At 46.4% G+C, this 18,299-nt stretch carries 19 protein-coding genes, 1 tRNA gene, 1 other RNA gene and 1 pseudogene; 15 read left to right on the plus strand and 7 right to left on the minus strand.

What is annotated here, in order from left to right; all coding sequences use genetic code 11:
- Nucleotides 1-193: 193 nt before the first annotated feature.
- Nucleotides 194-421 carry a ParB N-terminal domain-containing protein gene (locus JGUZn3_RS00700; protein ID WP_203413892.1) on the minus strand — a complete coding sequence of 76 codons (228 nt, stop codon included), beginning with the start codon at nt 419-421 and terminating at the stop codon, nt 194-196.
- A gap of 605 nt (nt 422-1,026) precedes the next feature.
- On the opposite strand from JGUZn3_RS00700, the gene JGUZn3_RS00705 reads away from it, so the two are divergent.
- The 4 genes from JGUZn3_RS00705 (at nt 1,027) to JGUZn3_RS00720 (ending at nt 3,257) form a co-directional block, all read left to right on the plus strand.
- The gene (locus JGUZn3_RS00705; protein WP_203413893.1) at nt 1,027-1,470 is read left to right on the plus strand and encodes a DUF2924 domain-containing protein; all 444 of its coding nucleotides are present in this window, start codon (nt 1,027-1,029) and stop codon (nt 1,468-1,470) included.
- 55 nt (nt 1,471-1,525) lie between these two features.
- Nucleotides 1,526-2,098, plus strand: coding sequence for a recombinase family protein (locus JGUZn3_RS00710; protein WP_203413894.1), 573 nt, complete (start codon nt 1,526-1,528; stop codon nt 2,096-2,098).
- Nucleotides 2,035-2,670, plus strand: coding sequence for a recombinase family protein (locus JGUZn3_RS00715; protein ID WP_203413895.1), 636 nt, complete (start codon nt 2,035-2,037; stop codon nt 2,668-2,670). The genes JGUZn3_RS00710 and JGUZn3_RS00715 overlap by 64 nt, the downstream gene beginning before the upstream one ends.
- A gap of 353 nt (nt 2,671-3,023) precedes the next feature.
- Complete coding sequence (locus tag JGUZn3_RS00720) at nt 3,024-3,257, plus strand: hypothetical protein (protein WP_203413896.1); 234 nt, start codon at nt 3,024-3,026, stop codon at nt 3,255-3,257.
- 374 nt (nt 3,258-3,631) lie between these two features.
- On the opposite strand, the gene JGUZn3_RS00725 is transcribed toward JGUZn3_RS00720, so the two are convergent.
- Entirely contained in the window at nt 3,632-3,808 is a 177-nt protein-coding gene (locus JGUZn3_RS00725) for a hypothetical protein (RefSeq protein WP_203413897.1), read from the minus strand.
- A tRNA-Ser gene (locus JGUZn3_RS00730) sits at nt 3,781-3,870 on the minus strand. The genes JGUZn3_RS00725 and JGUZn3_RS00730 overlap by 28 nt, the downstream gene beginning before the upstream one ends.
- 246 nt (nt 3,871-4,116) lie before the next feature.
- On the opposite strand from JGUZn3_RS00730, the gene rplU reads away from it, so the two are divergent.
- The 4 genes from rplU (at nt 4,117) to proB (ending at nt 7,192) form a co-directional block, all read left to right on the plus strand.
- On the plus strand, nt 4,117-4,431 hold the full coding sequence (gene rplU, locus JGUZn3_RS00735; protein WP_203413898.1) for a 50S ribosomal protein L21: 315 nt from the start codon (nt 4,117-4,119) through the stop codon (nt 4,429-4,431).
- Between the two features lie 56 nt (nt 4,432-4,487).
- Nucleotides 4,488-4,757, plus strand: a complete 270-nt coding sequence (gene rpmA / locus JGUZn3_RS00740; RefSeq protein ID WP_203413899.1) for a 50S ribosomal protein L27 — start codon at nt 4,488-4,490, stop codon at nt 4,755-4,757.
- A gap of 151 nt (nt 4,758-4,908) precedes the next feature.
- Nucleotides 4,909-5,904, plus strand: coding sequence for a GTPase ObgE (gene obgE / locus JGUZn3_RS00745; protein WP_203413900.1), 996 nt, complete (start codon nt 4,909-4,911; stop codon nt 5,902-5,904).
- 160 nt (nt 5,905-6,064) lie between these two features.
- Nucleotides 6,065-7,192, plus strand: a complete 1,128-nt coding sequence (proB, locus tag JGUZn3_RS00750; RefSeq protein ID WP_203413901.1) for a glutamate 5-kinase — start codon at nt 6,065-6,067, stop codon at nt 7,190-7,192.
- A 56-nt stretch (nt 7,193-7,248) separates the two neighbouring features.
- On the opposite strand, the gene JGUZn3_RS00755 is transcribed toward proB, so the two are convergent.
- Both JGUZn3_RS00755 and JGUZn3_RS00760 read right to left on the minus strand, forming a co-directional pair.
- Nucleotides 7,249-8,280 carry a hypothetical protein gene (locus tag JGUZn3_RS00755; RefSeq protein WP_203413902.1) on the minus strand — a complete coding sequence of 344 codons (1,032 nt, stop codon included), beginning with the start codon at nt 8,278-8,280 and terminating at the stop codon, nt 7,249-7,251.
- 143 nt (nt 8,281-8,423) lie between these two features.
- Complete coding sequence (locus JGUZn3_RS00760; protein ID WP_203413903.1) at nt 8,424-8,696, minus strand: DUF2312 domain-containing protein; 273 nt, start codon at nt 8,694-8,696, stop codon at nt 8,424-8,426.
- A gap of 368 nt (nt 8,697-9,064) precedes the next feature.
- On the opposite strand from JGUZn3_RS00760, the gene zwf reads away from it, so the two are divergent.
- The 3 genes from zwf to petA all read left to right on the plus strand — a co-directional run bounded on the left by zwf (nt 9,065) and on the right by petA (nt 11,829).
- A complete protein-coding gene (gene zwf, locus JGUZn3_RS00765) occupies nt 9,065-10,540 on the plus strand; it encodes a glucose-6-phosphate dehydrogenase (RefSeq protein WP_408871783.1) in 1,476 nt (491 codons plus the stop codon).
- Between the two features lie 2 nt (nt 10,541-10,542).
- The gene (locus JGUZn3_RS00770; protein ID WP_203413905.1) at nt 10,543-10,965 is read left to right on the plus strand and encodes a hypothetical protein; all 423 of its coding nucleotides are present in this window, start codon (nt 10,543-10,545) and stop codon (nt 10,963-10,965) included.
- A gap of 174 nt (nt 10,966-11,139) precedes the next feature.
- Nucleotides 11,140-11,829, plus strand: a complete 690-nt coding sequence (gene petA, locus JGUZn3_RS00775) for a ubiquinol-cytochrome c reductase iron-sulfur subunit (protein WP_238996842.1) — start codon at nt 11,140-11,142, stop codon at nt 11,827-11,829.
- 33 nt (nt 11,830-11,862) lie between these two features.
- Here petA and JGUZn3_RS00780 read toward each other — a convergent pair whose 3' ends face one another.
- Nucleotides 11,863-12,732 carry an alpha/beta hydrolase gene (locus JGUZn3_RS00780; RefSeq protein ID WP_238996843.1) on the minus strand — a complete coding sequence of 290 codons (870 nt, stop codon included), beginning with the start codon at nt 12,730-12,732 and terminating at the stop codon, nt 11,863-11,865.
- Nucleotides 12,733-13,009: 277 nt separating this feature from the next.
- Nucleotides 13,010-13,189: pseudogene (locus JGUZn3_RS00785) on the minus strand (redox-regulated ATPase YchF); the annotation flags it as partial.
- Nucleotides 13,190-13,283: 94 nt separating this feature from the next.
- Here JGUZn3_RS00785 and rnpB point away from each other — a divergent pair.
- The 4 genes from rnpB to JGUZn3_RS00805 all read left to right on the plus strand — a co-directional run bounded on the left by rnpB (nt 13,284) and on the right by JGUZn3_RS00805 (nt 18,280).
- An RNA gene (gene rnpB / locus JGUZn3_RS00790) (RNase P RNA component class A) lies at nt 13,284-13,680 on the plus strand.
- A gap of 238 nt (nt 13,681-13,918) precedes the next feature.
- Entirely contained in the window at nt 13,919-14,947 is a 1,029-nt protein-coding gene (gene rsmH, locus JGUZn3_RS00795) for a 16S rRNA (cytosine(1402)-N(4))-methyltransferase RsmH (RefSeq protein ID WP_203413906.1), read from the plus strand.
- An 18-nt stretch (nt 14,948-14,965) separates the two neighbouring features.
- A complete protein-coding gene (gene ftsL / locus JGUZn3_RS00800) occupies nt 14,966-16,111 on the plus strand; it encodes a cell division protein FtsL (protein WP_203413907.1) in 1,146 nt (381 codons plus the stop codon).
- Nucleotides 16,112-16,132: 21 nt separating this feature from the next.
- Nucleotides 16,133-18,280, plus strand: coding sequence for a peptidoglycan D,D-transpeptidase FtsI family protein (locus tag JGUZn3_RS00805; protein ID WP_203413908.1), 2,148 nt, complete (start codon nt 16,133-16,135; stop codon nt 18,278-18,280).
- Nucleotides 18,281-18,299: the final 19 nt, after the last annotated feature.

Genomic DNA, 18,299 nt, shown 5'->3' on the forward strand with positions numbered 1-18,299 from the left:
TCACACGCCGAAAATGCTGCTTCATACAGTCACGTCGGCGAAATGGTAGATGAAAGTTCCCACCCTTGTCGTTCAGGTAACATCTACTTCTATAGAAATCTGGTGGCTATCTTCCTGTCTCTTTCTGCGAATAGAGTGTGCAAGCTTCTTGCCGAAAACTCCTACCCAATAACGCACCGTCTCGTGGCAAACATCACTCCCTTGTTCCCACAACAAATCTTCTACCTGGTGGTAACTCAGCGGGTAACGAATATAATACATCACCGCTAATCGTATAATCCCAGCCCGCATTCAAAGCAATCCGGTTATCAGCTAACACATAGGCACGCTTCTGGGCATCATCCAGATGATCAATACATAAACACGGCACCTGCGTCATGCCCAACTGTCTGGCTGCTTCTACCCGGCCATGGCCCTGCAAAGATATTCTGCCTGTTATCAATCAGAACAGGGTTGGTAAAGCCAAAACTCTCAATGCTACGTGCAATCTGTTTAAGCTGCTTTTTTGAGTGCGTGCGCGCATTCCTCTTTCACGGACGAAGATCACTTATGGAGAGAGTGTGTATCTGCTGTGAAAGAGAAGACAATGCAGGTGAAAGTGTGACAAAGAGCGTAGGAGTAGATGGGAGGGGGAGGGTTGAGAATGATGGGGAAGACATACCAATTCCTTTACGATAAGGGTTTTACAGTAATTACGCCTTAAACTGCACGCCAATCATTTTTATCATCTCATTCCATCATCTGTTTTTTATATAATAGGCAGCTTTACGGACAGTTTTACAGGAAGATTTTGTGCCTTCTTGTGCACAAAAGCTTATTGATGTTTTCCCTTATACCACAACTAGAACGTAATGTGAACATTAATTGAATACGTTCAATTAAATACACACATAAACTCACCCTGATTTTCTCTCCTTTCCTTGCACAATCAACTGGACTATCTCGCTCCTTCGAGCAAATCTCTCAGTGCTGGGACGCTATACAAACCCTGCAAGTCGCGTCGCACTGTCAAGCTGGGAAGAGAACATGAGAAAAGCAGACATAGAACCTGATCAAACAGCTCATTCGGATAAAGACCGCACAGAACTTTGTACCCTTTGGACACTCTATCTGCGCAGGTCTGTTCCTTCCACCATCAGCACAGATCTGCTCAGGCGCATAATCACTTATGAAGAACAGGCCAAAACTCAGGGAGGATTAGGCAGAAAGGAGCAAAAGGCACTCCTTGGTCAGCATGTTACACATAAAGGTAGAAGGACATCTCCTGCCCTCAAGCCTGGCAGCAGGCTGATGCGTGAGTGGCAAGGTGTGGTTCATCATGTTGATATCACCGAAGGAGGCTGTCTCTATCAGGGTGCATCCTATCCGTCCCTCTCTGCTGTTGCCCAGACCATCACGGGGCCCACTGGTCAGGGCCCAGATTCTTTCGGCTGGTTGAAAGCAGGCAAAAGGAACAAAGTAAAAATATAAAAGTAAACACAAAAACAAAAGAGGAGAAAAATGAGAAAGAAAAGGTCATATCATCATGAGCCGCACGGATCATACCAATCAGCGCTCCCCTTCTCGCACGCTTTGTGCGATCTATACCCGCAAATCTTCAGAAGAGGGTCTTGATCAGCACTTCAACTCACTCGATGCTCAATATGAAGCCTGTTCAGCCTATATCGCCTCTCAAAGGCATAAAGGCTGGAAGCTGGTCAAAACCCGTTATGACGATGGCGGCCTCTCAGGTGGCACATTGGTCCGGCCGGCCCTTCAATCCCTGCTCGCTGATATTGAAGCCGGGTTGGTTGAGCGTATTATTGTCTATAAAATCGATCGTCTGACCCGCTCGCTTGCCGACTTCTCCAAGATTGTTGAGCGTCTGGAATGTCATGGGGCCAGTTTTGTCTCGGTGACCCAGAGTTTTAACACGGCTACCTCCATGGGCCGTCTTACGCTTAATATGCTCCTCTCTTTTGCCCAGTTCGAGCGCGAGGTCACCGCTGAGCGGATCAGGGACAAGATTGCAGCCTCCAAGGCCGTGGTTTATGGATGGGAGGCATTGCACCTTTTGGCTATACACCTCACCCTGACAGGCATGCACGCACCCTCATGATTGATGAGCATAAAGCCGAGCGTATCCGGCATATCTTTACGCTCTACAGTCAACTGGGCTGCCTCTCCAGGCTTGTCCACGCCCTTGCAGAAGAAAAGGGAAAGAAGACTGCAAACAGCTCAAGACAAACGACACATCCAGTTCCCTCACGTGGGGCCCTTCACAAGATCCTGACCAATCCGGTTTATATGGGTAAGATCAGTCATAAGGGTACCCTCCATGAGGGCAAGCATCCGGCTATTATCACACCAGAACTCTTTGCGCTGGTGCAGGACAGGCTTATGCAGGCCAGTGCCAGAAAGCGTGGTCCTTCTCCCCTTGCATCCTCTCCTTCATGGCTCAAGGGAAAACTCCGTGATGAAACAGGTAAGACACTGACCCCCTCTCATACACAAAAAAAAGCTCAAGGGACTACAACACAGCGCTTCCGCTATTATCTCTCACACCGTCTTTTGACACCTCCAAGGATCCCACAGGTTGGAGACTTTCAGCACCTGCCCTGGAAAAAGCTGTTACACATCTCCTCACCACACATCTCCTCTCCTGTTATGAAGCGCACAACCTGTTGGTAAATGTAAATAATAGTGAAGAGATAACAAAACAGAACGCTCCTTCTGCACATATCCCCCTCTCCTCTTATCAGGAGATCAGGAGATCAGGTCACAGATTGAGCGCATCCCTTCCATCGCTCCTGTTCAAAGAGCAGCCTTGATCGCTCGCATTGATCTGGCGCCACAAACCCTCACGCTCACATTAGATCAAATAGCTCTTGCCTCTTATCTCCAGATTGATCAGAACCTTCTCAATCTGGACATCTTGACCCTGATTGCCCCCTTGCAGATCAAGCGCAGAGGGATCGAGCAGGTTCTACTGCTGGGGCAAAGAGCATCACAACCTGATCCGGTTCTGCTCAGGAACCTCACTCTTGCTCATCAGTGTCTCGCACGGATCAAGGAGAGAGAGGCTGGCTTCCATTGCCGCCTCCCATGCTGTAACCCCACGCTATCTCAGCAAGCGTATAGCACTCGCCCTCTTGTCTACCGTTATACAAAAACATATCCTTAAAGACACACAGCCCCCTGATCTGACCCTGGCTGCTTTGCTCAATATTGCCAAAAGCAGTTCATGGAATACTCAGGAAAACCTCTTTGTGCAATAAAGTTCTGCAAAACATCTCTTCGCTGTTATTCCCTGTTCCTGCTCACGTAATTCCCTGTTCTTCAAACTACACTTCCCTGTTCGCGCACTTTAAAGTCCCTGTTAAAATAATAACAGGGAATTGCGTTTTATGACCGACAAAACACGCAGAAAAGCGCCATCTCCAGCTTGATCTGCCAGAGTAAAAATGGCCAAAAATGACTTACAAGCATCCTTTTTGGAAAAAATTCCCTGTTAATTCCCTGTTATCACTTTCTGCCCACAAAAAGAGATCATCCTCCGCATCTGTAAAAGCACGCAGAATCAATATTGTTCAATATGTAAAAAAGGGAAAAGAAAGAAACAGAAAATCCGCACAAACAGGCGAAGCGAACCTCAAAAATACCCCATCAGAAACACTCGCCCTTTATCAGCGATAATCACCCGCCAAAGCGTCTCTCCACGCTCCATATCCGTCAGAACGTCCGCACACAGCCGCCATCCAACAGCAAACACATAATCTTCCATCATTCTCACGGGGTCGCTGGCGGAGAGAGTGGGATTCGAACCCACGGTACGCCTAAACGCACAACGGTTTTCGAGACCGCCCCGTTCGACCACTCCGGCATCTCTCCCCTTAATCGTGTTTTTATAGGGATAGTTTAATAAAAACGCAATGTCATGCCCCTATGGAAAGAAAATTATGTTGCAGTTTCTCCAAATAAGTCTAGAAATATCACGCGTTTACCTATATATGCATGAAATGCTGAGCAGAATGAGAGACCAGCTATCTGTTTGATCATAATAATTAAAAAGCAATTATAGGCCTTTTCTGTGCTGTAAATGGCAGCATAGGCTTATGAATTGGAAAGAGAGTTAGAATGTTTGCTGTTATCCGCACCGGGGGAAAACAATATCGTATTTCTCCTAACGATGTTATTAAAATTGAGAAACTTCCTGGCGAATCTGGTTCTACCATTACTTTTGACGAAGTTTTGGCTGTTGGGGGAGAAAGCAATATGAAAGTTGGGGCTCCCCTGGTTAATGGAGCTACAGTTTCAGGCACAATTATCGCCCAAGATCGTCTTGATACAGTTATTATTTTCAAAAAACGCCGCAGGCAGAATAGCCGCCGTAAAAATGGCCATCGTCAACCTATTACCGTAGTGCGGATCACAAATATTAACGCAGCCTAAAAACAGGCTGCCCACAGCAGGGCTTAGTCCCTGTTTGAGAAATAAGGAGCATATACATGGCACATAAAAAAGCTGGCGGGTCATCCCGCAATGGGCGCGATACAGAAGGCCGTCGCCTTGGCGTTAAGAAGTTTGGTGGGGAAAAGGTTATTGCCGGCAATATCATTATTCGCCAACGAGGGACAAAATGGAAACCTGGCCACAATGTTGGGTTAGGACGTGACCATACCATTTACGCCTTAGTTGATGGCAATGTCAGTTTTGAAACCCATAAGGAAGGGCGTGTGCATGTTTCTGTAACCCCCTTCGCTGCTGCTGCCGAGTAAAAGTTCACACTTGGTTTAAACTTGGCATTATTGCCGTTTCTCTCAAACTCAAAAAAAGTTAGTTTTTGAAACTTGAGAGAGCCATTGATATTAAGGCCAATCCTTATATTCTAGGGTTGGCCTTTTTGTTCTCCTTTAGGTAAGTCTACACATGAAATTCCTTGATCAAGCAAAGATCTACGTAAAATCCGGAGATGGAGGAGATGGCGTTGTAGCCTTTCGCCGCGAAAAATTTATTGAATTTGGCGGCCCAGATGGTGGGGATGGTGGCAAAGGGGGTGATATTGTTTTTAAAGCTGTGGATAACCTAAATACCCTTATTGATTTTCGTTATACGCAGCATTTTCGTGCCAAAAAAGGGGGGAACGGGGCAGGAGCTAACAAAACTGGCGCTGGAGCGGCACCCGTTATTATCAAGGTTCCTGTGGGAACCCAAATTTTTGATGAAGACAAAACAACGCTTCTTGCTGATATGGACAAAGCAGGCAAAACCCTTACCCTCTGCCGTGGTGGAGATGGTGGCTTTGGGAATAGCCGTTTTAAAAGTAGCACAAATCGCGCCCCGCGGCGGGCAGATAAAGGCTGGCCAGGTGAAGAGCGCTGGGTGTGGTTACGCCTTAAACTGATTGCTGATATTGGCCTTGTTGGTCTTCCTAATGCGGGAAAATCCACGTTCCTTTCGGTGGTTTCAGCCGCACGACCCAAAATTGCAGACTACCCTTTTACCACCCTCTACCCACAGCTCGGCGTTGTTCACCTCTCCCAGACTGAAGAATTCGTGGTGGCTGATATCCCAGGCCTGATTGAAGGGGCCCATGAAGGATCTGGCTTAGGTGATCGCTTCCTTGGTCATGTAGAGCGCTGTTCGGCCTTGCTCCATCTCATAGATATTACACAAGAGGATATCCTGGCTGCCTGGCACACCATTCGGGCTGAACTGCAAGCTTACGACCCAAAACTCGCAGCCAAGCTAGAGATTATAGCCCTCAATAAAGTTGATATCCTCACAGAGGAAGAGATAAGCCAAAAAATAGAATCCTTACAACAGGTTACATCTGCTTCTATTTTTCCGATCTCTGCAGCAAGCCAGAAGGGCCTTACCCCCCTATTGCGTGCTCTTCAAAAAATCGTTAACGATACCCCTTAATCAGATAACCCTTTCGTATTTTATTCTTGCCCTTTTACCCTTTTGGGTATTTTTACAAAATCGTCCACTGTCCTTCAAGGGCCTCTCTTCACAGTCTTTCTTATAGTCCTTTCCTTACCTTGATGTTCCCATTGTTTTTTCTTAAAATCGTGAGTTCCTTATGACGGCTCCCCTTTCCCTTTCTCATGCCAAAAAAATTGTGATCAAGGTTGGCAGCGCACTCGTTGTGAACACGCAAACAGGCCGCCTCCAAAAGGAATGGATGCAATCTCTGGCTGAAGACATCGCTCTTCTTTCCCGTAGGGGGGTACATATCATCCTGGTCTCATCGGGCGCCATTGCCTTAGCCCGAACACAGCTTAATCTAAAAAATGGCCCACTAAGGCTAGATGAAAAACAGGCCGCTGCCTCTATTGGGCAGATTGGCTTAGCCCAAGGGTGGAGCAAGGCGCTCGCCCCCTTTAACCTTACTGCTGGCCAACTCCTGCTAACGCTTGAAGATACAGAGGCCAGAAACCGCTACCTCAATGCCCGTAATACTCTCAACATGCTCCATAAATTAGGGTGTGTACCCATTATTAACGAAAACGACGCCACAGCGACCACTGAAATCCGATTTGGCGATAACGATCGACTGGCGGCCAAGGTTGCTGTTATGACCGATGCAGACCAGCTTATTATCCTTTCCGACATTGATGGACTCTACACAGCAAACCCCGATAAGGACCCGTCTGCCCAACATATTCCTCTTATTCCTACCATTACAGAGGATATAGAAGCCATGGCTGGTGAACCCACCAATATTTTCTCCTCTGGTGGCATGAAAACCAAAATTATTGCTGCAAAAATAGCCACCCATGCAGGCTGTGCTGTAGCCATTGCCAAAGGCACCCTTATGCGTCCCTTACACCATCTTATTGAGGGTAATGGTCGCTGCAGCTGGTTCCTGCCTCAACAAGATAGGATCTCAGCGCGTAAAAACTGGATTGCCAGCAGCCTTAAAAGCAATGGAGAATTGGTCATTGACCAAGGGGCTGTTCAAGCCCTTCTTGCAGGGCATTCTCTACTGCCCGCTGGTATTGTCTCCATGAACGGTTATTTCTCACAAGGCGACCTTGTTGTTGTTAAAGACTCGCATAACCGCCTTATAGCCAAAGGTCTCATCTCCTATGATGCTGATGATGCTCAAAAAATAATGGGCCATCATACCCATGAGATAGAACAGCTTTTAGGATGGCTAGGGCGAGAAGAAATGATCCATAGAGATAACCTTGTGCTCCTCTGCTAGGGCAGGCTCTTCTAAAACCTTATTTTCAGAAGAACTGATTTTCCGTAGAAAGAATTTTATGAAGAAGGCGGCCAGCGCAAACCGGGTTCCCTACGTTCCTGTCTGGCATGATCTCTCTTGTGAGAGGCATCCCCAAAACCTGGCTCCCGACCTCTTGGGGGGGAGAATATGGCATCTTTTTCGTCCCTTTGTTCCTCACCTTGGAAAGGATTGGGGGAAAGCTGTGGTTCAACCCGTTGAGATACCGATGAAGAACCCCCATCTGGAAAAGAATGCCCCGTACTTTTCCATGCAAAATATCCCTCCCGCTTTGGAGATTGATTGGCCCCACCCCTTCCCGGAGACCTTAAAGGTACCTCCTGAGGAAGATGATCCCTCTCCCTAAAAGAAGACATTCTGGCTTTACCCTCTAGAGTTTCCTCGGCACGACCGAGGACATAAAATTTTTCCTCAGAATGGGCTTTATGGGGAAAAGAAGTGGATGACGGTATCTCCCTATAACCTGACTTATAAATGCTCTCCTTTGAATAGGAGGCCTCTTCCTTAGATCTTTGTCTGGTTGCATTTTTATCTTCCGACCATAGAGGATTTTTCTGCGACGAGGCTCTGTCAGGCACGACGGAACGTCCTTCTTCAGAGGCTGTATAGGGAGAACGCGGCTGATAAGCATCGGTGCTGTTAAGCACAGAGGGCGTTAAACCATTTTCAGCCTGAGGCGTAAAAATCTCTTCACGCTGAAGGGGAGAATGGCCTTGGGGATTGGACTGCGGGTCGGGGTTCTTGGGGCTGCCTTCCTGCGATTGGTAGGAAGTCCTCGTAAGAGGCTGTGGGTCAAAAATTTCCTCATCAGAGACTATCCTCCTTAATGAGGGAGTTGCCCCTTCTGTGCCTCGCTGAGGTAGGCGGGAAGCGATCACCCGCAAAGCAGTCTGAACATCTTCAAGCTGGGCTTCGATATAATGCAAGCGGGATTTTAAGCCAAAAACGGCAAATGGCATTAATAATACGGCGCATAATAAAAGGCTTACCCCTCCTATAAGGCTGACTTGCGCCCAATAAGGTAACCAAGCTGGAAAAAAAGCCTGCATTCAACCCCCCACTCATACCCTGTTTTGCCCATTTTTTGCATTTCCATAGACCAATTTTCTCTCTGCCTTCACAAGGGAGAAAATTTTTCAGAAATTTATTATTCAGGATCCCCTGCCCATAAGCACCTGCTCCCTTCTCTTCACTACATTCCTAAGGCCCTGCGGTAGATATCCAAAAGCGTTTCTTGTTCTTCCACCTCGGCAGGCTCTTGTTTACGAATTTTTAAAATCGTGCGAAGAACCTTTACGTCAAAACCAGCAGACTTAGCCTCGATAAAAATATCCTTGATATCACCACTTAAGGCCTTGCGCTCTTCTTCCAAGCGCTCAACCCGTTCTATAATGGAGCGTAACCTATCGGCAGCTATACCACCAACATCACTTTTTTTCTCCATTGTAAAACTTTCAGAATCCATAATCTTTTTCCTCTTTTTATTGAGAATACCCCCATAATAACCTCATAGGGCGTAATCCATCTATAAAACCAAACCTAGAACCCTCACTCGAATCTTCAGGGAAGAAGGGCTCCCTCGTCTGTACCACTCATCGCTTAGCGTGGCACTATCTCTCTACGGCGCTATGGTCAATACCAAAGTGCCATATTCAAGAAAGTTAATCCTTCGTTACATCACCCTTCAAAAAGACTCTTTATCATGCTATAGGGTGAAAAAGGATATATTATTTGGTTGTCTATTCTCTATATTCTATCTTTTTAGACAATAATGGCAAAATTTATATTAAAAATTCCCTTTTTTATGAGCCTGGAGTTTTCCTAATGTCTCCCATTTCATCAACCTCCCAGGTTGAACCCTTTGACTATGTCATCTTCGGTGCCACTGGCGATCTGACCATGCGCAAGCTTATTCCTGCCATTTATCACCGTTTCCGTGAAGGGCAGATCCCCGATAACTTTCGCTTTATCGGCACAGCCCGCTCCCAGCTCACCCATGAAGAATACCGTGAACGGGCTAGCAAGGCCTTAAGTGACTTTGTGAACCGCACCTATTACGATGCCAAGGTGGCAGCCAAATTTATTGAACATATTTTTTACGCCAGCCTCAATGGCGCTGAGGAAAGCGGCAGCTGGCAAAACCTGCTGGACCTTTTTACCCCAAAGGATGCCGAAAAGGTTCGCGTTTTCTACCTCGCAACCTCTCCCAACCTGTTTGGGCAGATCTGTGCTAACCTTTCCAAGTATAAGCTGGTTACAGACAACACCCGCGTTGTTTTAGAAAAACCCATTGGGTATGATCTACAAACCGCCAATGAGATTAACGAAAGTGTAGGGAAATACTTTAAGGAAGATGCGATTTTCCGTATCGATCATTACCTGGGCAAGGAAACAGTACAGGACCTTTTGGGGCTTCGGTTTGCAAACCCCTTTATGGAGAATGTCTGGTCTGCTGAAAATATTGATTATATCCAGATTACTGCTGCTGAAACAGTTGGGGTAGAAGGCCGAGGCCCTTATTACGACAAATCTGGTGCCATGCGTGATATGATTCAAAACCACCTATTGCAGGTTATGTGCATGGTGGCCATGGAAAAGCCAGCCTCTTTAAATGCCAACGACCTGAGAAATGAAAAACTGAAGATCCTGAATGCCCTTGTCCCTATAACCGGGCAAAAGGTTGCTGAAAATACCGTACGTGCTCAATATCAGAGGGGTTTTCTTGAAGAAACTACGGCACGAAGCTACCTTGAAGATCTGGGGGAAAACCAAACCAGCCAAACTGAAACCTACGTTACCGTAAAAGCTGAAATTGATACACCCCGCTGGAAAGGAGTACCTTTTTACATTCGAACAGGAAAAAGGCTCCATAAAAAGGTTAGTGAAATTGTTATCCAGTTTAAAGAATCCTCCACCACCTTGTTTCCTTCCAAACCCGGGCCAGATCGGCTGATTATTCGCCTACAACCCAACGAAGGACTCACCCTTTCCATTATGGCCAAGGACCCCACCTCTGATGAAGTAGCCCTGCGCAGGGCTAATCTGGATGTCTCCTTTACCCAGGAATTCAACATCCGCTATCCAGATGCCTACGAGCGCCTTATGCTGGATGCTGTACGGGGCAATCCTATCTTGTTTATCAGAAGGGATGAGGTAGAAGCCGCATGGAAATGGGTTGAGCCTATTCTTGATGGATGGAGCAAAAACATTACGCCGCTTGCTGTCTATTCTGCAGGCTCTTGGGGGCCAGAAGAAGCCAAAATCATGTTAGCAAAAAATGGCCATATCTGGCATGAGGACATGCGTTAGCCTTGTCTTCTCCTGTTAAACGCTCCTTTTCGCTTAAGCGCCGTATTATAAGAAGGGTTCTCGTAACCCTTCCTATACCGCTTCTTATTATAGCCTTACAATATACTGGCACTCTTGATCGGTTAGCCGATCGGGTCTCGACCACTCACATGAACTGGCTTGATAATTTCCAGATTGGGGAACATATTCGTAATGTGATCGTTGAGAAAGGGCTTACCCAATCAAAACGGGAATGTCTTCTGCTTTCTTTCAACGGAAATGATCCGTCAGAAGCAACACGGGTTAAAATTATAGAAAAAAATTCACCCACATGTGGTGGCCAGCCCAATACACCGTTGCATTTCTTTACCGTAAAAATAGACAAACTCCATAAGACTCTTATGACAGATCAAGGCAACCCTGGGGTCTTTCGACCCTTGGAATAACCATTCCAGACCTGATAATCTAAAATAACCTTAAAGATATCTTTTGACGCCCTTCATAGAAGATAATATTCTACACGAATAATATCTTACACTGTAAATTTACCGAGAGATGATTTTTCAAATATCTCTTCTTTGTAGCGTCCATCCAAATCCCATTTATAAAAGCAATGGTTAATGATGCCCGCCAGTAAAGAGCCTCCCGCCCAAGCGGGTAACCACCCCACAAGAGAGGACCCCTCACCCCCCTTATCGGATGAGGAATGGGCCCCTAGGCGTAATTTTCTTACCCTGTTAACCTGTGCATCAGCCCTTACGGGAGCTGCAGCCCTGAGCTGGCCTTTTTTAAAAAGCCTTTCTCCTGCTGAAACGGTCGAGAGTGAGACCTTAGATGTTGACCTTTCCACCCTTCGAGAAACCGAATCAAAAACTGTTATTTGGACAGGAAAGCCTGTTTTTATTGTCAAACGTAGCCCGGCAGACTTAGCCACCCTTCAATTGTCATCTCATATCGCCAAACTTCGGGACCCAGATAGCCTAAAAAACCAGCAACCCAGTTATGCCCGTAACTGGCATCGCTCCCTACGGCCAGAAATTGGCGTTATGGTGGGAATCTGTACACATCTAGGCTGCATTCCCTCTTTTCAACCCTCTACACCTACAGGGCAGGATAAAATGGAAAATGCCCAATATCATTGCGCCTGTCACGGCTCTTTTTATGATAGTGCTGGCCGTGTCTTTAAAGATGTACCCGCCCCTTTAAACTTACCTATTCCCCCCCATCATTTCCTTAAACCTCACCTTTTACGCCTAGGTGCAAACCCCCCTGGACAGGATTTTGACTTCAACACCATCGAACAATTATAAAATTGTTTATGCGTACCTCTCTTTCCTCCATATTTACGGATGATCTGCTGCTTCCAAAAGGTTTCTTACTGTTTGACCAGCATAAGAGAGGGCCTTTTTGGCTTTCGGCATGAAGACATAAAAATTCAGAAAACCATGGATTGTTCCCCCATAGCAGCGATACCAGACTTTAACACCCGCTTTATGCAGAGCAGCGGCATAATAGCGCCCTTCATCATAAAGCGGATCAAACTGAGCCGTAATGATAATAGCCGGAGCCAAGCCAGAAAAATCTGTGTGCAGTAAAGGAGCAAAATCAACGTTCTCAAAGCAGCTTTCCTCTGTGAGATACATCTTGCCATACCACTCCATTAACCGTTTGGTGAGCATATAATTTTCTGCATATTGAAAGCGCGAGGGAAGTGCATATGCTCCCGAAAGGGTTGGGTAAAATAAAAGCTGCCCCGCAAGCTGGTCGCTCTTCGCATGGCGGGCTTTAAAGGCAATAACGGCTGCCAAGTTAGCCCCTGCACTATCGCCAGCCACAACAACCTTTTGGTTTGGAAAACGCTGCTGGAGTACGTGGCACAACCATACCCACACCTGTTCTGCATCTTCTACAGCGGCCGGAAAGGGATGCTCTGGAGCAAGCCTATAGTCAACAGATAACACAGCAGCATGACTGCTCAGGGCCAGACGGCAACAAATCCCATGGTAGGCATTCAATCCCCCATGGACAAACCCACCCCCATGAAAAAAAAGAATAACCCCTCTAACTTTCCCATAGGGGATATATAACCGTGCCGGTCGTTTATCAACAGCACCAGCAACATGTAAAGAAACCACGCGCCGTATCTGCATTTGTGAGAATTTTTGTGGAAAACTTGGGGTATCCATAACTTTGCGCAAGGCTAATAAATCCACCCCATATTGAAACCTAGCCTGGCTGTTACGCGCTCCTTTTCCAGATGACTTTGATGGCTTTAAAGCGAAAACGCCCGTAATTTTCCTAAAAAATCTGAAGGCGATTGTTAAGTTTTTTCTTATCCTGACCGAGGTCTTTAAAGCCAATAAAAGCAGACGAGTTCTGAAATCGGGTTTGGCATACATATCCGGCTTTCCCTTTATAAGTCTGGCTAAAGTGATCATCCTTGGTCAAGTCAGTAGCGCAGCGATCCAAAAAACTAAAAAAATCATAGGAGACCTGACTTTGGGCCTCGCGGTCATTTCCTTTAGCTTTTTTCTGTAAAGCTGGCAGGCGTTTTTCTAAACTGTCAAGATCGGCCAGCATCAATTCTGTCTCAATGGTTTCTGCATCTCTTACAGGATCAACAGAACCTTCCACATGGGTAATATCACCATCCTCAAAGCAGCGCAAAACAATGACTTCATTCCTACAAGAGAGAGAAAGTATATTTTGTTTATTCTGGCATTTTCTGCTTGACGATCCTTCCCAGTTGATTATTTTACACCAACCAGATAGCCAGACGGCCGCCCTTTTGCCTTGTAAGTAAAGGGGAGGAAAGTCCGGGCTCCACAGAAAAACGGTGCCGGTTAACGGCCGGCAAGGGCAACCTTAGGGAAAGTGCCACAGAAAACAAACCGCCCAGCTTTAAGCCAAGGTTTAACACTGGGTAAGGGTGAAACGGGGTGGTAAAAGCACACCGCATATATGGTAACATATATGGCAGGGCAAACCCCACCGGGAGCAAAACCAAATAGGAATGGCTGTATTTTTACAGGTTATATACGGTTTTTCTGCCGTACCATTCGGGTTGGTTGCTTGAGGTAGGCTGCAAGGTCTATCCCAGATGAATGGCCGTCCTAAACTCTAGTTTTAGACAGAACCCGGCTTATCGGCTATCTGGTATAATAAAATCTTCTAAAAACAATAAGATAAACGCATTTTATACTCTTTAGGCCTTGTGATTTTCCCTAAATTCCATCTTTATTATGAAAGAATATTTAACAATAGGTCTTTTTTTATAAAGAATTAATCCTTTTTGTGAAAATTGAGGAATTTTGTAAAAAAAACAATAAATTAGCACCAATAAAATTGTTTTATTTTTTTTTAAGCCCTATAATGCAACTAATGTAAGGTTTGCATATCATGGTAGGTAGTGTGTCTATAAAAGTCAGCAAAAATAGGCCTGATTATTCCCAACAAGCTTCCCTACCGGCAAATGGCCATATTCCTGTCATGCTGGAGGAGGCCGTTGCTTTATTGTCGCCACAAAACGATGAGATATACGTCGATGCGACTTTCGGAGGCGGTGGGTACTGTTGTGCTATGCTTGAAAAGGCCAACTGTTCCGTTTATGCCATCGACAGGGACCCAGATGCCATCCAAAGAGGCTACCGATTGGCAGAGCGCTTTACCGATCCCGCAGGGCATTCCCGCCTTCATATGCTGGAAGGCTCTTTTGGAAACATGAAACACCTTCTCCACAAACAAGAGGTAACACAGATCAACGGTGTTATTATGGATTTGGGGCTTTCCTCTTACCAGTTAGATGATAGCCAACGGGGCTTTTCGTTTCGTTCTGATGGCCCTCTTGATATGCGGATGGAAAAAAAGGGGCCAACAGCAGCAGATGTCATTAATCATACTCCTGAAAAAGAGCTGGCTGATATTATTTTTTACTATGGGGAGGAGCGCTTCTCCCGCCGTATTGCCAAGGCGATCATAAAATATCGCACAGAAAAAGGCCCCTTTAAAACCACATTGCAATTTGCCGAACTGATCCGCTCAGTTGTGCCCCCTGATCGAAGCGGTATTGACCCTGCCACTCGAACTTTCCAGGCCATACGTATTTCTGTAAATGATGAACTGGCCCAAATAGAGCAAGCCGTACAACAAGCCCTTGAGCTTCTTCGACCAGAAGGTCGCTTGGTGGTTGTCTCCTTTCACTCCTTGGAAGACCGTATCGTTAAAAAAATCATGTATGCGGCAGCCGGCCGTACAGCCCAGCCCTCGCGCTATGATCCCGCCAGCACATTGCCTAACCCTGCACCGAATATAGCCTTTGAGTTGCTAACCCATAAAGCTGTACGCCCTACCCAAGAGGAATGCCTTCATAACCTCAGAGCCCGTAGTGCACGTCTTAGGGCTTTGCGCCGACTTCCTGTCTTACTGTAATTTTCAGGTCACTGTATCATGATTCGTCCCTTTACCATTCTGTGTGTTCTTTGCTCTGGGTTTTCAGGATTGTTCTTATATTCCAAAAAACACCAAACAACCGTGCTCAACCAGCAAATCGCCAGTATTGTGCATGACACACAGCGTATTCATGATCAAACCTCCATGCTTAAAACAGAATGGTCTTTGTTAAATCAGCCTGATAGGCTCAAAACCCTTTCGGCCAAAATTCTTCCCTCACTCGCAAGCATGCGCCCCGACCAGTTTGTTCAGCTTGCTTCTCTCTCCAGTCGTCTTCCTTCTCCTATTACCAAACCTCTCATCAACCCAAGAGAAGATCTTGGCCGCTCTGTTGCAGCTGATCATGATCAGGCCACACCAGAAACAAAGAAAGAAACAGAAATACCTGATTCTTCTGAGAAAACGCTTTCAACTGAGGAAAAGGTAGGTAAAAAAGACCTTTCAAAGGAGAAAGCGCCTACGGAGAAGGAAAGTAAAAAGCCTGTGCTGGAAACGGCACGAAAATCTGAAAGTCCTACGAATAATTCCAACATTGCCAGCAAAGCAAAACCCCAGGCAGAACCTGCTCTTTCAAGCGTAGCCAAAACAACCAATGCCCTAAAGGACAAGAAGAAGACACGCCCGAAGAAAATAGAAGAGCACAAAGAGCCAATGGCGGAAGAAGATATTGCTGAATCCCCCTTAGATAAATTGCCTCCTCTCGCCAGTATTAATAAAACCAGTATTAATAAAAATGGTAGTCTACCCCGTCACGGAGGAGAAAGAAAAAATATCTCTGCTATGGCTGCCAACCACCATCCTCGTCCTGCCGTAACCGATGAGATAGAAGAAAATGAGGCTCAGGCAAGCCCAAAACCTGTCAAACATAAACATTCCACCCGGCCAAAATATGATGATACCCTCTCACTTGGGCAAGCTCTTGCTCAAAATAGCGAAAAACCCCACCCTATTGCCATTAAGGCGGCCGCTAACATTTCCCGCCTCCATACGCCCAGCAGCCATTCAACCCTCGCTTCCAAAAACGTAAATGCGAGCGGCAGCCGCACGGCAAATAGTTCTCGCACATCAAGTAATAATGCCTCCGTATTAGGCATTTCATCTCAATCTGCTCTTCCGCCCCCTACACCCTTTCGTGATGAATAACTCTTCTCTCTTCTCATAATAATGCAGGAAACACCTCACCCCTCCTCCGCTCGGCTACGCAAAACGAGCAAGAGCCAAATGGAAGTCAGCATTACAGGGCATGACCTTAAACATCGTGCCTTAATGGATAAAATGCGTGGTCGGCTTTTGGTCTTATCCCTGGGGTTTTTTGGTCTGTTTTTTGCCATCAGCATGAAGCTTGCCATTGCCACCGTATTTTTACCCCTTGCCCCAGAAAAAAGACAAATTGCCCCCCAGGTTCCCCCCATTCCAGAAAGCGACCCCAAAGGTAAACTCTCCGGTGATTTTGCCTCTCCTCAGGTCAAAAGGGCCTCTATCCTCGATCGCAATGGGCAGATTTTGGCTATTTCCCTTCCCGTAGCCCAAGTTTATGCCAATCCCCAAGAACTTATTGACCCGCAGGAAATTGCCTTAAAGCTTCAAAAAATCCTTCCGAATTTGGATATAGAAAAAACTGTCAAAAGGTTATCTTCCAACAAAAAATTCGTCTATATCGCTCGCGATATTACCCCTGCACAGGAAATTGCCATTAATGATCTTGGCATACCAGGTATTTATTTTGAGGCAGGAGAACGCCGCCACTACCCCTTGGGCACCATTGCTGCACACATTCTCGGCACTGTTGACATTGATGACCAGGGCGTTGCTGGCATTGAACGCTTCTTTAATGCCCGGCTCAACTCCGACCATAACCCCTTGCGGCTTTCCATTGATGTCAGAGTGCAAACCGTCGTAAGAAATGAGCTATTTGCTGCTAAAGAACTTTTTAAAGCCATTGGGGCCAGCGCCATTGTAATGGATGTGAACACCGGGGAAATCATTAGTATGGTTAGTTTACCAGACTACGATGCCAACGATTTCAACCATGCCACACCCGATTCCCGTTTTAATCGCGCCACTACGGGCCTTTATGAGCCTGGTTCTACCTTTAAACTTCAAACCGCTGCTATGGCCTTGCAACTCGGTGTAGCCCATATTTGGGATAAATTTTCAACTATCCCCATTCATGTCGGACGCTTTACCATTTCTGACTTAAAAGTTGATCACTTTGCTCCCTGGCTCTCCTTGCCAGAAGTTATGGCCTATTCCTCTAACCCCGCAGCTGCCCATATTGCCCTAGATGTTGGGGCAGAACGCCAAAGGGCATGGTTAAAAACGCTTGGCTTTTTTGATCGTGTTCCTATTGAACTTCCTGAAACAGCACGCCCCCTCATTCCTTCCAAGAGCCGATGGGGTATCTCTACCGTTATGACAGTTGGCTTTGGCCACGGTGTCGCTGAACCTCCCTTAGCCATTGTCCGGGGAACAGCTGCAACCGTAAATGGGGGATTCCTTGTTAAACCTACCTTGATCTCTAAGGAAAGTGCATTTACTTCTCCCAATACATATCATCCTGAGATTTCAACAGTAGAAAATCCATCTACAGACACTCTAACAGCCAACACCCAAATCGCTTCTTTGAGCCCCCCTGCTCATGAAGGTTCAACCCGCTTACCACAAACAAGCCTTACAGAAGAAACGCCCGATAAAATGCGGGTTATTTCTGAGGAAAACTCTAAATATCTCCGGCAAATCCTTCGCCTGGTCGTCACCAAGGGGATTGGTAAATCCGCAGAATCTCCAGGGTATTTCGTTGGTGGAAAAACAGGAACAGCCGAAAAAATTGGCCCCCATGGCGGGTATCTCAAACATGTTAATATCTCGGCCTTTACAGGGGTTTTCCCCATGAATGCTCCCCGCTATACTGTTTATGTCATGCTTGACAGCCCTAAGCCTACCCCTGCTACCCACGGTTGGACAACAGCGGGATGGAATGCTGCCCCCACTGTATCGAAGATTGTTTCACGAATTGGGCCTATATTGGGTATGTTCCCCAACACCAAAAACCCCGCAGCGGTCGATGCTGCTTTGGCAATGCCTTTGCGCCCTCCTGTGCCAAAAGGAATAAGGGCCCTTGGGCCTGGTAACGATCCGGGAGATCCAAGAAATGCCAAGAGAAGTTTAAAAAATGAAAAGCGTAAGCCGCATTCTTCCAAACCAGAGCCCAAAGAGGCTATGGGAAAGAAAGAACAGCCAACCCCACGCACCCTTTCCCAACAGCTACTCTCTCGCCATAATATCTCTTACCAAAAACCCCCCGACGATTAAAGCAGCTGCTTGAAAAACC

Source organism: Entomobacter blattae, from assembly GCF_014672835.1.
GTDB classification, from domain to species: domain Bacteria; phylum Pseudomonadota; class Alphaproteobacteria; order Acetobacterales; family Acetobacteraceae; genus Entomobacter; species Entomobacter blattae.

What these genes read in the sequence shown, in the direction of transcription:
- JGUZn3_RS00705 (WP_203413893.1), top strand. Translation starts at nt 1,027, where the DNA reads ATGAGAAAAGCAGACATAGAACCTGATCAAACAGCTCATTCGGATAAA.
- JGUZn3_RS00710 (WP_203413894.1), top strand. Translation starts at nt 1,526, where the DNA reads ATGAGCCGCACGGATCATACCAATCAGCGCTCCCCTTCTCGCACGCTT.
- JGUZn3_RS00715 (WP_203413895.1), top strand. Translation starts at nt 2,035, where the DNA reads ATGGGAGGCATTGCACCTTTTGGCTATACACCTCACCCTGACAGGCAT.
- rplU (WP_203413898.1), top strand. Translation starts at nt 4,117, where the DNA reads ATGTTTGCTGTTATCCGCACCGGGGGAAAACAATATCGTATTTCTCCT.
- rpmA (WP_203413899.1), top strand. Translation starts at nt 4,488, where the DNA reads ATGGCACATAAAAAAGCTGGCGGGTCATCCCGCAATGGGCGCGATACA.
- obgE (WP_203413900.1), top strand. Translation starts at nt 4,909, where the DNA reads ATGAAATTCCTTGATCAAGCAAAGATCTACGTAAAATCCGGAGATGGA.
- proB (WP_203413901.1), top strand. Translation starts at nt 6,065, where the DNA reads ATGACGGCTCCCCTTTCCCTTTCTCATGCCAAAAAAATTGTGATCAAG.
- JGUZn3_RS00755 (WP_203413902.1), bottom strand. Translation starts at nt 8,280, where the DNA reads ATGCAGGCTTTTTTTCCAGCTTGGTTACCTTATTGGGCGCAAGTCAGC.
- JGUZn3_RS00760 (WP_203413903.1), bottom strand. Translation starts at nt 8,696, where the DNA reads ATGGATTCTGAAAGTTTTACAATGGAGAAAAAAAGTGATGTTGGTGGT.
- petA (WP_238996842.1), top strand. Translation starts at nt 11,140, where the DNA reads ATGATGCCCGCCAGTAAAGAGCCTCCCGCCCAAGCGGGTAACCACCCC.
- rsmH (WP_203413906.1), top strand. Translation starts at nt 13,919, where the DNA reads ATGGTAGGTAGTGTGTCTATAAAAGTCAGCAAAAATAGGCCTGATTAT.
- ftsL (WP_203413907.1), top strand. Translation starts at nt 14,966, where the DNA reads ATGATTCGTCCCTTTACCATTCTGTGTGTTCTTTGCTCTGGGTTTTCA.
- JGUZn3_RS00805 (WP_203413908.1), top strand. Translation starts at nt 16,133, where the DNA reads ATGCAGGAAACACCTCACCCCTCCTCCGCTCGGCTACGCAAAACGAGC.